The organism is Variovorax gracilis (assembly GCF_030317115.1).
In the GTDB taxonomy this organism is placed as follows: domain Bacteria; phylum Pseudomonadota; class Gammaproteobacteria; order Burkholderiales; family Burkholderiaceae_C; genus Variovorax; species Variovorax gracilis.
Window position 1 is genome coordinate 209,474 of record NZ_JASZYF010000004.1, and the last position, 13,334, is coordinate 222,807.

Annotated in this window: 14 protein-coding genes; 13 read left to right on the top strand and 1 reads right to left on the bottom strand. The window is 68.8% G+C overall.

Annotated elements, in window-relative coordinates:
* The 13 genes from QTH97_RS10855 to QTH97_RS10915 all read left to right on the top strand — a co-directional run bounded on the left by QTH97_RS10855 (position 1) and on the right by QTH97_RS10915 (position 11,351).
* Positions 1-615, top strand: coding sequence for a hypothetical protein (locus QTH97_RS10855; protein ID WP_286568145.1), 615 nt, complete (start codon positions 1-3; stop codon positions 613-615).
* The gene (locus QTH97_RS10860; protein ID WP_286568146.1) at positions 612-1,112 is read left to right on the top strand and encodes a Na+/H+ antiporter subunit E; all 501 of its coding nucleotides are present in this window, start codon (positions 612-614) and stop codon (positions 1,110-1,112) included. Before QTH97_RS10855 ends, QTH97_RS10860 begins: the two co-directional genes overlap by 4 nt.
* Entirely contained in the window at positions 1,105-1,386 is a 282-nt protein-coding gene (locus tag QTH97_RS10865) for an MrpF/PhaF family protein (RefSeq protein ID WP_286568147.1), read from the top strand. The genes QTH97_RS10860 and QTH97_RS10865 overlap by 8 nt, the downstream gene beginning before the upstream one ends.
* The gene (locus QTH97_RS10870) at positions 1,383-1,682 is read left to right on the top strand and encodes a cation:proton antiporter (protein WP_286568148.1); all 300 of its coding nucleotides are present in this window, start codon (positions 1,383-1,385) and stop codon (positions 1,680-1,682) included. Before QTH97_RS10865 ends, QTH97_RS10870 begins: the two co-directional genes overlap by 4 nt.
* Positions 1,679-2,620, top strand: coding sequence for a hydrogenase subunit MbhD domain-containing protein (locus QTH97_RS10875; protein ID WP_286568149.1), 942 nt, complete (start codon positions 1,679-1,681; stop codon positions 2,618-2,620). The genes QTH97_RS10870 and QTH97_RS10875 overlap by 4 nt, the downstream gene beginning before the upstream one ends.
* A gap of 61 nt (positions 2,621-2,681) precedes the next feature.
* On the top strand, positions 2,682-3,023 hold the full coding sequence (locus tag QTH97_RS10880; protein WP_286568150.1) for an NADH-quinone oxidoreductase subunit K: 342 nt from the start codon (positions 2,682-2,684) through the stop codon (positions 3,021-3,023).
* A complete protein-coding gene (locus tag QTH97_RS10885) occupies positions 3,024-4,553 on the top strand; it encodes a complex I subunit 5 family protein (protein WP_286568151.1) in 1,530 nt (509 codons plus the stop codon).
* Positions 4,550-6,211 (top strand): complex I subunit 5 family protein, encoded by a 1,662-nt coding sequence (locus QTH97_RS10890; protein ID WP_286568152.1) that lies wholly within the window; start codon positions 4,550-4,552, stop codon positions 6,209-6,211. Before QTH97_RS10885 ends, QTH97_RS10890 begins: the two co-directional genes overlap by 4 nt.
* Positions 6,212-6,247: 36 nt before the next feature.
* A complete protein-coding gene (locus QTH97_RS10895; RefSeq protein ID WP_286568153.1) occupies positions 6,248-7,687 on the top strand; it encodes an efflux transporter outer membrane subunit in 1,440 nt (479 codons plus the stop codon).
* Positions 7,688-7,857: 170 nt separating this feature from the next.
* Positions 7,858-8,472 carry a hypothetical protein gene (locus tag QTH97_RS10900; RefSeq protein WP_286568154.1) on the top strand — a complete coding sequence of 205 codons (615 nt, stop codon included), beginning with the start codon at positions 7,858-7,860 and terminating at the stop codon, positions 8,470-8,472.
* A gap of 80 nt (positions 8,473-8,552) precedes the next feature.
* A complete protein-coding gene (locus tag QTH97_RS10905; RefSeq protein ID WP_286568155.1) occupies positions 8,553-9,998 on the top strand; it encodes an NAD-dependent succinate-semialdehyde dehydrogenase in 1,446 nt (481 codons plus the stop codon).
* A gap of 67 nt (positions 9,999-10,065) precedes the next feature.
* Positions 10,066-10,950 (top strand): hypothetical protein, encoded by an 885-nt coding sequence (locus tag QTH97_RS10910; protein ID WP_286568156.1) that lies wholly within the window; start codon positions 10,066-10,068, stop codon positions 10,948-10,950.
* Positions 10,951-11,015: 65 nt separating this feature from the next.
* Positions 11,016-11,351, top strand: coding sequence for a hypothetical protein (locus QTH97_RS10915; RefSeq protein WP_286568157.1), 336 nt, complete (start codon positions 11,016-11,018; stop codon positions 11,349-11,351).
* A 22-nt stretch (positions 11,352-11,373) separates the two neighbouring features.
* Here QTH97_RS10915 and QTH97_RS10920 read toward each other — a convergent pair whose 3' ends face one another.
* A complete protein-coding gene (locus tag QTH97_RS10920; RefSeq protein WP_286568158.1) occupies positions 11,374-13,218 on the bottom strand; it encodes a tannase/feruloyl esterase family alpha/beta hydrolase in 1,845 nt (614 codons plus the stop codon).
* Between the last annotated feature and the right edge of the window lie 116 nt (positions 13,219-13,334).

Sequence of the window (13,334 nt, forward strand, 5' to 3'; positions counted from 1 at the left end):
TTGATTCCGACTCCCGCATCCGCCGCGACCAGTGGACTGCCCTCCGGGGGGAGCCCGGCCGCAGAAGGGCGTGCGGTGCTCGAACTGCATGTTGCGGAACTGCGGCAACTCTTCAACTCGATGGACCCCGCGCCGTTCCGGGAGCGCGACCTCGATCCCAAGGCGCAGGACTACATCGTCGACTGGGCCCGCGAGGTGCCGGCGCCACGGCCGATGGCGCTGGTGGTTCGCATTGACGGCCGGACCGCGACGCCCGAGTCGGCCTCGATGCTGCGCGATGCGGTGGGCGAATACTTCCGCCAGCGCGCACTGTCCACCCGGCGCCAGATGCGGCGACTGCTGCGGCTGGGCCGAATCAGCCTGCTGATCGGGCTCGTGTTCCTGGCGATCGCCTTCTTCGTCGGCGAGTTCATCGCGGGCCTTTTCGACAAGGAGCGCTACACGCGGCTCGTGCAGGAGAGCCTCGTGATCGGCGGCTGGGTCGCCTTGTGGCGGCCGATGGAGATCTTCCTGTACGACTGGTGGCCGATCCGCGAGGAGACGCGGCTGTACGAGCGGCTGAGCCGCATGGACGTGCATCTGGTCTGCGCAGGCGCCGAAGGAGGGCCCTCATGACGCGCACGCCCTCATTGGCCGGCACCGTGCTGACGCGTGGCCTGATGTTCCTGGCGCTGTGGCTCGTGCTGATGCCGAGCGTGAAGCCGGCCGACCTCGGTTTCGGCGTGCTGTCCACCGTCGCCGCGACCTGGACGAGCCTGCACCTTCTCCCGCGCGAGGCGGGCCACGTGCGCTTCCGCGCGCTGCTGGGGTTCGTGCCGCATTTCCTGTGGCAGTCGGTGCTGGCCGGCATTGACGTGGCCCGCCGCGCGCTCGATCCGGGCATGCCGATGCGGCCGGGATTCGTCTCGGCGCCGGTGGGCTTTCCGCCGGGGCTGGCACGCAACGAGTTCGCCTCGATCATGAGCCTGCTGCCGGGCTCCGTGCCGGTCGGCGAGACCGAAACGGCCATCGTCTATCACTGCCTGGACATGGACCAGCCGCTCGCGCAGCACATGGCCGAAGAGGAACAGTTGCTGACCAAGGCGCTGGTGGTGGGGGAGGGCCATGACTAGCTTCCTGATCGGCGCGACTGCCTTCGTGCTGGCGATGGTCGCGCTGGGCCTGGTCTGCATCCTGCGCGGGCCGGGCAACGTCGATCGCATGATGGCCGTGCAGCTCTTCGGCACCGGGGGCATCGCGGCCCTGCTGCTTGCGGGCGCGGCGATCGACATGGACGCGGTCATCGACGTGGTGCTGACGCTGTCGATCCTCGCGGCCTTCGCCGCCATCGCCTTCGTGAAAGCCGGGGCCACCACCGTGCGGGACGATGCGGGGAGCGACGGATGACCACGAACGTCGTCGCCGATATCTTCACCATCGTCGCGATCTGCGCGGGGGCGTTCTTCTTTCTTGCCGGCAGTGTGGGCCTGCTGCGTTTTCCCGACACCTTCACGCGGCTTCATGCGCTGACCAAGGCCGACAACCTGGGGCTCGGTCTCGTCGTGCTGGGGTTGCTCCCGCAGGTGGACAGCCTCTCGACCGCCTGCAAGCTGGTGCTCGTCTGGTTCCTCGTCCTCCTGGGGTCGGCGACGGTGTCCCAACTCATTGCGCGCGCCGTGCGCCGCGAGGGGCCCAAGCCATGAGCCTGACCCTGAACACCGCGCTGGCACTGCTGTTCCTCGGGCTGGCGGCGTGGACCGTCTTCGCGCGCGACACCTTCGCGGCGGTTGCCGGATTCATTCCCTATGGACTGCTCCTCACGCTGGTGTGGCTCCAGTTGTCGGCGATCGACGTGGCGATGACCGAAGCCGCGATCGGCGCCGGCCTGACCGGTGCGCTGCTGGTCGGCGCCGCGTCGCGGCTGCGCCGGACGGAGGCCACGGCGCGCGCCGATCTCCCGGGGCTGCCCACGCGCGTGCTGGCCGCGTTGGCTGCCATCACCGTGGCCGGCGTGATCGCAGTCTGCGTGCTCGCGCTGCCCGAGCCTTCGCCGACGCTCGCACCGCAGGTGGCGGCCAACATCGCCTCGACCGGCGTCGGCAATCCGATCACCGCAGTGCTGCTGTCGTTCCGCGCGATGGATACATTGCTCGAAGCCGTCGTGCTGCTGTTCGCGCTGGTGGGCGTGTGGTCGCTGGCGCCGGACCGCGCGTGGGGCGGTCGTCCCGGCCCTGCGCAGCCGGCGGACCCCAACGGCATCCTCGCGTACTTCGCACGCGTGCTGCCTCCCATCGGCATCGTCGTCGCCATCTACATCCTCTGGGTGGGTGCCGATGATCCGGGCGGCAAATTCCAGGGCGCGACGATTCTCGCGGCGATGTGGCTGCTGGTGATGATGGCGGGGCTGGCCGATGCGCCGCCCGTCAGCCGCACCTGGCTGCGCACGGTGCTGGTGGCCGGGCCGGCGGTGTTCATCGCCATCGGCTTCACGGGCGTTGCCATCGCGGGTGCGTTCCTCGCCTATCCGGAAGGCTACGCCAAGCCGCTCATCGTGGTCATCGAAGTGGCGCTGATGCCCTCGCTGGCGATGACGCTGGCCCTGCTGCTGGCCGGCGCGCCGCAACGGTCGACACCGCCATGAGCGCAGCGCCGGACCGCTCCAGGCAAGCTCGCGCCGCAGTGCCGAGCATGGAGGTCGCGCAATGAGCCCGACCACGCTGTTCGGACTGTGCGCCGCGGTGCTCGTCGGTCTCGGCGTGTACGGCCTCATCGTCAACCCGCAGCCGCTACGCAAGATCCTCGCCTTCAACCTGATCGGCAACGGCATCTTCGTCGTGTGCGCCGTGATCGCGCGCCGGGGCGCGGCCGCCGGGATGAATGGCGATCCGGTGCCGCAGGCGCTGCTGATCACGGCCATCGTCGTTGCCTTCGCCGCCTCCGCGCTCGCCGTGGCGCTGCTGTTGCGGCTGTTCGAGGAAGCGGGTTCGGTCACGTTGTCCGGCGATCTGCCACCCCAGGCGAAAGCTGCCGATGGGGAGGTCTAGGTGCCCGCTTCCGCGTCGATGGACCTGACGACACCCGGCGGCCTCTGGCTCGTGCTGGCGGTGCTGGTGCCGTTCGTGGGCGTGCTCGTCGGGCTGGTCCTGGGGGGGCGCAATGCACAGCGGGTCGCCATGGTCACGCTCTTGCTCGGGCTCGGCATCGCGTTCGGAATCGCCCACGCACTGCTTCAGACCGGCGATGCGCTCGTCTACCTGCTTGGCGGCTGGACGCCGCCGCTCGGCGTGGCGCTGCGCGCGGACGGGCTGTCGGTCGTCATGCTGGTGGCCGTCGCGGTCGTGATCGGCGTGATCGGCATCTATGCCTGCGGCGATCTCGGCACACCGAAGGGCGTCCGCGAGGCGCGGGCGCCGTTCATGTTCTGGCTGCTGCTGCTCGCGGTGTGGGGTTCGCTCAACCTGGTCTTCGTGAGCGGCGACGTGTTCACGCTTTATGTCGCGCTCGAACTGCTGACCTTCGCCGGCGTTCCGCTGGTCAGCCTCGATGGCCGGGGCGAGACCCTGCAGGCCGCGCTGCGCTACCTGGTGTATGCGCTGCTGGGTTCCATGCTGTATCTGCTGGGGGCCTTCCTGCTGTATGGCGCCTACGGCACGCTGGACATCTCGCTCCTGGCCGCGAGCGTCCGCCCCGAGCCGCTGACATGGGCCGCCGCCGCGCTGATGACGGCCGGCCTGCTCGCGAAGACCGCGCTCTTCCCCCTGCACCTGTGGCTGCCGCCCGCGCATGCCGGCGCACCCGCTGCGGCAAGCGCCGTGCTTTCCGCGCTGGTGATCAAGGGCGCGTGGTTCCTGGTGGTGCGCCTGTGGCTCGACGTCTTCGCCAATGTCGTGACCTGGCCCTCCGCGCAGCTGCTGGCCGCGCTGGGCGGCGCGGCGATCCTGGTCGGCAATGTCGTGGCATTGCGGCAGGCCCGCCTCAAGCTGCTGATCGCCTATTCGACCGTTGCGCAGATCGGCTATCTCTTCCTGATGTTCCCGCTGGTCTTCGGCATGGACGCCGCGCAGCTCGACAGCGCGTCGACCGTCAGCGGCGGCATGCTGCAGGCCATCTCGCACGCGACGGCGAAGGCCGCGATGTTCATGGCCGCCGGGCTCATCTACTCGACGCTCGGGCACGACCGTGTCGCGGACCTGCGCGGGGCAGGGCGCGCGCTGCCGATGACGATAGTCGCCTTCGCGCTCGGCGGCGCGTCGCTGATCGGGCTGCCGCCCTCGGGTGGCTTTCTCGCGAAGTGGCTGCTGCTGTCGGCGGCGATCGCGACCGCGCAATGGTGGTGGGTGCTGGTGATGCTCGCGGGGGGGCTGTTGACGAGCGCCTACGTGTTCCTCGTCGTCGTGCGCGCGATGACGCCGGCGGAGGCCGGCTGGGTGCCGAAGGTGCGCGTTCCGCGCTACCAGCAACTGGCCGTGCTGGCGTTGGCGCTGTGTTCATTCCTGCTCGGCGTGGCAGCGCTGAGCCCGGTCGACATGACGCAGATCGGCCGTTCCTACATGCCGCTGGCGGGGGCGCGATGATCATCGGGTCTGCCAGCCTGCTCGTCATCTTCCTCGGTGCCGCGGGGTTGCTGGCCGCCGCCATCGCCGTTCCGCTGGTGCTGCTGCTGGCCTGCGCGATGCCGGGCCTGCGCCGCCGGATGCCCGCGCTCTTGCCGCTGGCTCCGCTCCCCGCGCTGGTGGCCGCCTTCTTCGCGGGCGACGATTCCGCGCTGATCATCGGCAACCCGGGCTACGCGATGACGTTCACGCTCGATGCCCCGGGCGCGATGCTGCTTGCCGTCGCGGCGGTGCTGTGGAGTCTGGCGGGGCTTTACGCGGCGCGCTATCTGCGCGACCGGCCGGACGGCAACGGGTTCATCGTCTGCTGGCTGATGACGCTGACCGGCTGCGTCGGCGTGTTCCTGGCGGCCGACCTGATCGCCTTCTACTTTTTGCTGGCCGTGCTGAGTGTGGGCGCGAGCGGGCTCGTGCTGCAAGGCGAGGGGCCGGATGCCTTGCGTGCCAGCGCGCTGTACCTGGGACTCGCCTTGCTGGCGGAGGCATTCCTGCTCGCGGGCCTCATCCTCCTGGCGCAAGCCACGCCGGAGGGGAGCCTGCTGATTCGCGATGCCGCAGCCGCATTGCCTACGTCACCCACGCGGGACGTTACGCTCGTGCTGCTGCTCATCGGCCTGGGCATGAAGGCGGGGCTGGTGCCGCTGCACTTCTGGATGCCGGTGGCGTACGGCGCCGCGCCCATTCCGGGCGCCGCGGTGATGAGCGGCGCCGTGGTCAAGGCCAGCGTCATCGCGTTGATCCGCTTCTTGCCGCTCGACGTCGCGCTTCCGGATTTTGGCTTTCCGCTCGCGGCGATCGGCATGGTGGGCGCGCTCTACGGCGTCGCGATCGGCATCACGCAGACGCGCCCGAAGGTCGTGCTCGCGTACTCCAGCGTGAGCCAGATGGGGTTCGTCGTCGCGCTGATCGGCATGGGCCTGGCCGTGGGCGACGGTTCGACCCCGATGATCGCGGCCTTCTACGCCGCGCACCATCTGCTGGTGAAGGGGGCCTTGTTCCTGGCCGTCGGCGTGGTTGCCCTCACGGGCCGCCGGCGCCTGTGGCCGATGCTCGTTCCTGCCGCGGTGATCGGGCTGGGGCTGGCCGGCTTGACGTTGACCGGCGGCGCCTTGACCAAGTACGCGGCGAAGGACATCCTGGGCGACGGCCTTGCCGGCACCGTGGCCATCGTTTCCTCGGTGGCCTCCGCGCTGCTGATGATCCATTTCGTTCGCCGCCTGATCGCCGATGCGGCACCGGTCCCCGATGCGCGTGCGCCGGCCGTGTTCATCGTGTCGTGGCTTGCGATGGCGGTGGTTTCGGTGGCGCTGCCGTGGGCGTTCTACCTGGCGATCCCGGGCGACGTGCGGCCCGACGCGCTGGCCCCGGCCGCGCTCTGGTCGGCGCTGTGGCCGGTACTGATCGGTGCCGCGCTGGCCGTCGTCTTGGACCGGGTGGGCCGGCATCTGCCGCGAATTCCGGCCGGCGACCTGGGCGTCGCACTGGGCCATCTGCAAGGGGCATGCGGCGCGACGGCTGCGCAGTTCGAACGCAGCGACACCTTCCTTCGGCGCTGGCCCGTCGCCAGCATCGCGTTGCTGGCAGTGTCATTGCTGTTCGGCTGGGCGCTCCTGGCCTGACATGCCCACCATCCCTGATTCATCGAGGAAAACGCCATGAGGACGTACACGGTCGCAGCGCTGGTCGCCGCCGCTCTCTCCTTCACCGGCTGCACCGTCGGCCCGAACTACGTGCGACCCACGGTGGAGCCGCCGACGGCGTGGCGCATCGACTACCCCAAGGCGGCCGAGGTTGCGAACACGAAGTGGTGGGAGCAGTTCGGCGACCCCGTGCTGAACGAACTGATCGAAACGGCGCTGCGCGAAAATCTCGACGTGCGTGTCGCGGCGGCGCGGGTCGACCAGTTCATCGGCACGCTCGGCGTGACCAACTCGCAGGCCTACCCGCAGATCGGCTACAGCGGCGCGGCGAGCCGCACCCGGGCGAGCCGGGAAGGGCAGCCGCCGATCCCCGCCGGGGCCGACCCCTACTTCTCGCTCTACCAGGCTGCCCTGGGCGCCACCTGGCAGATCGATCTCTTCGGCCGCGTGCGGCGCCTGAGCGAAGCCGCGCAGGCGCAGGTCTACGCGAGCGAGCAGGCGCAGCGCGGCGTGGTGCTTACGCTGGTGGCGGGCGTCGCGACCAGCTACCTGGCATTGCGCGGCCTGGACCGGCAGCGCGAGATCGCCGCCGCCACTGCCGCGAATTTCGGCGAGACGGTGCGCATCTTCGACCTGCGCTTCAAATCCGGCGTGGTGTCGAAGACCGAAGTGGCCCAGGTGCGCTCGCAGTACCAGCAGGCGCTCACTGCCATCCCGGCCATCGAGCAGCAGATTGCCGCGGTGGAGAACCGGATCTCGATCCTGCTCGGCCGCAATCCGGGCCCGATTCCGCGCGGCAGGACTATCGAACAACTCGCCGCGCCGCTCATTCCTGCCGATCTGCCTTCGACGCTGCTGCGGCGGCGGCCCGACATCCTGCAGGCCGAGCAGAACCTCGTGGCCGCCAATGCCAGCATCGGTGCGGCCCGTGCGCTCTATTACCCGAGCATCTCGCTGACCGGCGCCTACGGATCGACCAGCACCGCTGCCGGCAACTTCCTGTCGGGCCCCGCAACCGCGTGGCAGGTGGCAGCGGGCCTGACCGGTCCGATCTTCACCTTCGGGGCGATCGAAGGGCAGGTGAAGTCGGCCGAGGCGCAGAAGGAGCAGGCGGAACTGGTCTACCGGCAGACCATCCTGAACGCGTTCCGCGACACCAACGACGCGCTCACCGGCTCGCAGAAGACGATCGAGGGCGTGGCCCTGCAGCGCGAACGGGTGCGTGCGCTGCGGGAGTTCGCCCGGCTGTCACGGCTGAAGTTCGAGAGCGGCCTGATCGGCTATCTCGAAGTGCTGGTGGCCGAGACCGAACTCTTCGCCGCCGAACTCGCATCGGTGGCGTTGACGACCGACCGCTACACGCAGGTCGTCAATGTCTACCAGGCGATGGGCGGCGGCTGGGTGGACATCGCGGATTCCATCACGCCGCGGCCCGTGGCCTTCATCGCGGAATGACCCGCGCCGCGTCGCCGCTGCCACCGTTCGGTCTCGCCTCAAGTTTCCGCAAACCCCGCCGATATACCCATCGCGTGCAAGCAACTCGTCGTATCGGACGAGCCTGCCCCGTGAGGAGTGAGCGTGAGAGTCGGAAAGAGGCATGTCGGTATTCAGGCGGGACCATTGGCATGACGCTGTCCGGCTATGGCATCGACGCGCTCAAGGTGCTCGCCGCAGCCGGCCCCGTGGCCGGGCTGGTGGCGGTCGCCCACGTGCGCTCGTCGCGGAGGCGGAGGCAGCAACTCAAGGCCGAGGCCGCGCTGCGCACGTCGCGCAGCGTGTTCGTTGACGTGCCCGGGGCCAAGGCTTCGGCCTCGGTGCGCTTCGACCTCACCCCGCAGTTGCTGGGGTGGCTTGCCGCCGCCCAGAGCGGATCGCTCCATGGGATGGAGACGCCCGACGCGGTGATGCTGGCCTTCGACGTCGATGCGACGTGGAAGGGCATCGGCTCGCCGGGCCTGGAAGCCGATTCGGCCTTTCCCAGCCAGTTGATCGCCACGCGCGAGTTGTTCATCGTCCGGTCGATGGACCCCTGGTGCGACAGCGCCGAGATCTCGCTGCGCTCGATGCTCGACGCCCACCGGACGCTTCCGGAAGGCGAGCCGCTCTACTGCTCGGTGGAGGGCTCGATCCGCCTCACTCCGACGCGGCGCATGAGGGCGCCGTCCATGCCTGTGCCGCGGCAGTTCTATTGGGTGCGGGCGGAGGCTCAGGCGGCCGAGGCAAGGCGCAGGCCCAGCTAGTCCGGGTCGGGCGGGTCGTTCGAGAAAGGGCGCTAGGATCGTGCGATTCGATCCACCCTCAGAGCATTCAAGGACCTCGCATGACGACCCCCAGCTATCCCGACACCCGCCTCCTGATCGACGGCGAGTGGTGCGACGCCGCGAGCGGCAAGACCCAGAACGTGATCAATCCCGCGACCGGCAAGCCCATCGGCAAGGTCGCGCACGCCGGCATCCCCGACCTGGACCGCGCCCTCGACGCTGCGCAGCGCGGCTTCGAAGCCTGGCGCCGGATCCCGGCCAACGAGCGCGCAACGACCATGCGCAAGGCCGCCAGCCTGCTGCGCGAACGCGCCGCCGACATCGGCCGCATCCTCACGCAGGAGCAGGGCAAGCCCTTCGTCGAAGCGCGCGGCGAAGTGCTGGCCGGCGCCGACATCATCGAGTGGTTCGCCGACGAAGGCCGCCGCGTCTACGGGCGGATCGTGCCCTCGCGCAATCTCTCGGCACAGCAGCTGGTGATCAAGGAGCCGCTGGGTCCGGTCGCCGCCTTCACGCCGTGGAACTTCCCGATCAACCAGATCGTGCGCAAGCTGGGCGCCGCGCTGGCGAGCGGCTGCTCCTTCCTCGTCAAGGCGCCGGAGGAAACCCCGGCTTCGCCTGCCGCGCTGCTGCAGGCCTTTGTCGACGCCGGCGTGCCCAAGGGCACGGTCGGCCTGGTGTTCGGCGATCCGGCCGAAATCTCCAGCTACCTGATTCCGCATCCAATCATCCGCAAGGTGACCTTCACCGGCTCCACGCCAGTGGGCAAGCAACTCGCTGCGCTGGCGGGCGCGCACATGAAGCGCGCGACGATGGAACTCGGCGGCCATGCCCCGGTGATCGTCGCCGCCGATGCCGACGTCGCCCTCGCTGCCAAGGCGGCAGGCGGCGCCAAGTTCCGCAACGCGGGGCAGGTCTGCATCTCGCCCACGCGCTTCCTGGTGCACAACAGCATCCGCGACGAATTCGCGCGCGCGATGGTCAAGCACGCAGAAGGCCTGAAGCTCGGCGATGGCCTTGCCGAAGGCACGACGCTCGGCCCGCTGGCCAACGCCCGGCGCCTCAGCGCGATGGCAAAGGTGCTCGACGATGCGCGCGCCACCGGGGCCAAGGTCGCCACCGGCGGCGAGCGCGTGGGAACGGACGGCAACTTCTTCGCGCCCACCGTGCTCACGGATGTCTCGCTGGAAGCCGACGTGTTCAACAATGAGCCCTTCGGCCCGATCGCGGCCATCCGCGGCTTCGACACGCTCGAGGAAGCGATCAAGGAAGCGAACCGCCTGCCCTACGGCCTGGCCGGCTACGCCTTCACCCAGTCGATCAAAAACGCGCACCTGCTGTCGCAGCAGATGGAAGTCGGCATGCTGTGGATCAACCAGCCGGCCGCCCCGTCGCCCGAGATGCCCTTCGGCGGCGTGAAGGACTCGGGCTACGGCTCCGAAGGCGGACCGGAAGCCATGGAGGCGTACCTCGTCACCAAGGCCGTGTCGATCATGGCGGTCTGACGGCGGGCGGTCGTCCGCGAGGTTCCGCTAGCCAGATGCGCGATACCGCGTGACAATGCGCGGCATCATGAATCACGCGACGATTCGCCGGGCCGTGCTCTGGGTCTGGTTGCTGCTGCTGCCGGCCCTGGCGCTGGCGCAGACGCAACTGGGAAGCGCCGCGGCCATGCAGGCCAAGCATGCCTCGGTGAAGAGCCAGCTCGAGAAGAACATCTTCGGTCGCCCGCTGGTACTCGAATCCACCGAGGCGTCCGGCCAGTTGAGCGGCAACATCTTCGCCGTGGTGGCCTATCCCTTTGACCAGGTCAGTGGCGCACTCAGCAAGCCCGCCGGATGGTGCGAAGTGCTCATGCTGCACCTGAACACCAAGCACTGCGCGGTGCGCGAGACGGACAGCGCCAAGACCGTGGCGGTGGCGGTCGGCCGCAAGTTCGACCAGCCGTTGTCGGAGGCGCAGAAGGTCGACTTCGTCTGGCAGCCGGCGACCGTGTCGCCGGACTACTTCAGCGCTCGCCTGAGCGCCGACAAGGGCCCGCTCTCCACCCGCGACTACCGCATCGAGTTGGAGGCGACCCCGCTGGACGGCGGCAAGACCTTCATCCACCTCGGGTACAGCTATGCGTACGGCACGGCGGCGCGCATCGCCATGCAGGGCTATCTCGCGACGATCGGCAGCGACAAGGTCGGCTTCACCACCACCGGCACCAATGCGTCGGGCGAGCAGGACTACGTCGGCGGCGTGCGCGGCGTGGTGGAGCGCAACACGATGCGCTACTACCTCGCGATCGATGCCTACCTGGGCGCACCGGATGCCAAGCAGCTGCCGGCGCGGCTCGCGACCTGGTTCGACAGCACCGAGCGCTACGCTCGTCAGCTCCACGAGGTAGAGCGGAATGACTACCTCACGATGAAGCGCAACGAATACAAGCGCATGGAAGGTGGCGGATCCTAGTTGGCACCCTATTGCGTCATTTTGATACACATGTATCCTAGTGTGTCTCAAAAGGACGGTGCCCCATGGATGTCGATTTCCACCTGCACAAGGTACAGGCGCTCAGCCCCAAGGCCGCAAAGATCGCATTGCGAATGCTGGACCGCGATCCGCGCGTTCCCACGGAATGGGTGATGTCGTTGCGGCCGGCGCTGGTCGAACGAAGCAGCGATGCCGACTCGTTCGGCGGTACGGACTGGATGACCATCGCCGCCATCGAGCGACCGGGCATACGGCGCTTCACCGAACGCTTCGAGAGCCGCGAGCAGCGCCACGCGCGGCTGTGGGTCATGAGCCTGCGGACGGCGGCCAAGCAACACGACCGGGCCGAGCCCGACGAAAGCGTCTACGGCGGGCTCTAGCCGGTTCGCGAAGACACGGCCCTCAGGTGCAGTTGTACGAACTCGCGACCAGCGGGTCCGTGCCCACGAAGACGGCCTTCTGCGGATGCATGCAGATGGGCCGTGAGGTGGCGGTCGGATTGGCAGCGTTCACCGGGGACGAGATGTCGATCCGGCTCGGCGGCTGGTCCTGTTCCACCCAGGTCGTGAGGGCCAGGTAGAGCTGGTCGATGGTCGGCAGCGGCGGATTCGCAGCCGGATTGGTGGTGCCGTTCGAGAAGCCGTGCGCCATGCCGGGGACGAAGAACAGCCTGTAGAAGTTCTTGACCACTGCATCGCCGCCCATCTGCCCCGTCAGCCGGTGGTAATAGTTGAGCGTGCCCTGCGGCGGAATGAGCGTGTCCGACAGGCCGTGATAGACGAGCATCTTGCCGCCACGCGCCGCGAACGCCGCCAGGTTGTTGTCGTCCGTGTTGATGTTGGCGAACGAGGTCTGCAGCGCCACGCCCCGGTCGTAGGCATTCGACAGGTCGAGGTACGACAGCGTCTTCCAGCGGTCCACGCCGTTGCGGGTGGCATTGATGAAGTTGGTCGACGCGTAGCTGGCGTCCTGCAGTTCCAGCGCAACCAGGTCGCTCGCGATGGTGAAGGGCGTCGGTCCGGCGAGGCCGGCGACGTTCGTCCCGCGCGTGAGGCCGTACCAGCGCTGAGGTCCCAGCGGTTCGAGGGCGGTGCCGTTGTCGGTCGAAGGCGAGGGCACCGAGCCGTCGGCCGTCTGTCCGTACCAGATCTTGTTCATGGCCACGGCCTGCACCTGCGTGACGCAGTCGCCCGACGGCGCGTTGCCGCCGCTCGACTGGCAGATCACATTGAGGTCCTGCGTCGGGTCGTAGCGGCACTGGAACGGATCGGGGATGTAGCCCAGATGCCGGTTGCCCACCGCGTCGCAGGCGTTGATCGCCGCGTTGCCCAGTGCGGCTGCCTGCCCGCTGGTCAGGGCCACGCCGCCGAGGTCGCGCTGGTAGACGATCTGCGGATACAGCTCCGAGGTGATGAACTTGGTCCAGTTGATGGCGGGCGCGCCGGCCAGGATGCCGTCGAAGTCCGCCGGATTGGCCTGTGCCTCCATGTGGCCCTGTCGGCCGCCCGTCGAGAAGCCGTTCCAGTAGGCGCGCTTCGCCGCCGTTCCGTAGTAGGCCTGCGTCAGTGCCTTGGTCTTGACCGCCATCTCGTGGATGCCGCGCTGCGCGAAGTCGTTCCAGAGCACGGTGTTGATCGAGCCGTCCGGGTTCATGGCGAACGAGCCGCCGTTGGCCGTGTTGGCGTGGCCGGTGTCGGTGCTCGCGGAGACTGCGCCTTCGACCATCGCGGTCGTCGCCGGTGCGCCGGAGGTGCCGCCCGAGATGCCCGCGAGCGCTGTCAGCGACGTGTGCACGCCGCCGGCCCAGCCGCCGCCGCCCTTCACGTGGATGCGTTGGTTCCATTTGCTCTCGCTGGGAAGCCAGACCTCGATGCCGATGCCCTGCGAGGTCGAGGGCGCATCCGAGGGTCCCGGATTGCCGGGGCCGACCAGGAGCTTCACGACGCATACGTCGCTCGTCGCCACGGGGGTGTTGGCCGTGGCCGTGCCCGACAGCAGCAGCGGATCGCCCGTCTTGAACGACTTGACGAGCAGGACCTGCGTGAGCGGATCCGGCGTGAAGCGCGTCTTGATCGAATCGTCGCAGCTGAGCTTGGCCTGTCCCGGGGGAACGATCGGGAAGCCGCCGCCCCCGTGCCCTCCGCCGCCACAGGCGGCGAGTCCACCGGCGATGGCGATGCCCGCCGCAAGCCAGGCCCAGGTGTGCGTTGTTCCTGCCCGAGATTCGAGTCCGCGAGATATGCGCATGGATGCCTCCTGATTTCCGATGCGCCGGACGACGTGCCTGGCGCCAGGAGCTTGATGCGCCGGTGCGGGAATCTCGGGCGTAGGAAGTGGCCGATCCGTGCCGCGCACGGCGGCTT

Excerpts from the sequence above, each read along its gene's own strand:
- QTH97_RS10880 (WP_286568150.1), top strand. The coding sequence starts at position 2,682 with ATGAGCCCGACCACGCTGTTCGGACTGTGCGCCGCGGTGCTCGTCGGT.
- QTH97_RS10900 (WP_286568154.1), top strand. The coding sequence starts at position 7,858 with ATGACGCTGTCCGGCTATGGCATCGACGCGCTCAAGGTGCTCGCCGCA.
- QTH97_RS10865 (WP_286568147.1), top strand. The coding sequence starts at position 1,105 with ATGACTAGCTTCCTGATCGGCGCGACTGCCTTCGTGCTGGCGATGGTC.
- QTH97_RS10875 (WP_286568149.1), top strand. The coding sequence starts at position 1,679 with ATGAGCCTGACCCTGAACACCGCGCTGGCACTGCTGTTCCTCGGGCTG.
- QTH97_RS10860 (WP_286568146.1), top strand. The coding sequence starts at position 612 with ATGACGCGCACGCCCTCATTGGCCGGCACCGTGCTGACGCGTGGCCTG.
- QTH97_RS10910 (WP_286568156.1), top strand. The coding sequence starts at position 10,066 with ATGAATCACGCGACGATTCGCCGGGCCGTGCTCTGGGTCTGGTTGCTG.
- QTH97_RS10895 (WP_286568153.1), top strand. The coding sequence starts at position 6,248 with ATGAGGACGTACACGGTCGCAGCGCTGGTCGCCGCCGCTCTCTCCTTC.
- QTH97_RS10915 (WP_286568157.1), top strand. The coding sequence starts at position 11,016 with ATGGATGTCGATTTCCACCTGCACAAGGTACAGGCGCTCAGCCCCAAG.
- QTH97_RS10920 (WP_286568158.1), bottom strand. The coding sequence starts at position 13,218 with ATGCGCATATCTCGCGGACTCGAATCTCGGGCAGGAACAACGCACACC.
- QTH97_RS10870 (WP_286568148.1), top strand. The coding sequence starts at position 1,383 with ATGACCACGAACGTCGTCGCCGATATCTTCACCATCGTCGCGATCTGC.
- QTH97_RS10905 (WP_286568155.1), top strand. The coding sequence starts at position 8,553 with ATGACGACCCCCAGCTATCCCGACACCCGCCTCCTGATCGACGGCGAG.
- QTH97_RS10890 (WP_286568152.1), top strand. The coding sequence starts at position 4,550 with ATGATCATCGGGTCTGCCAGCCTGCTCGTCATCTTCCTCGGTGCCGCG.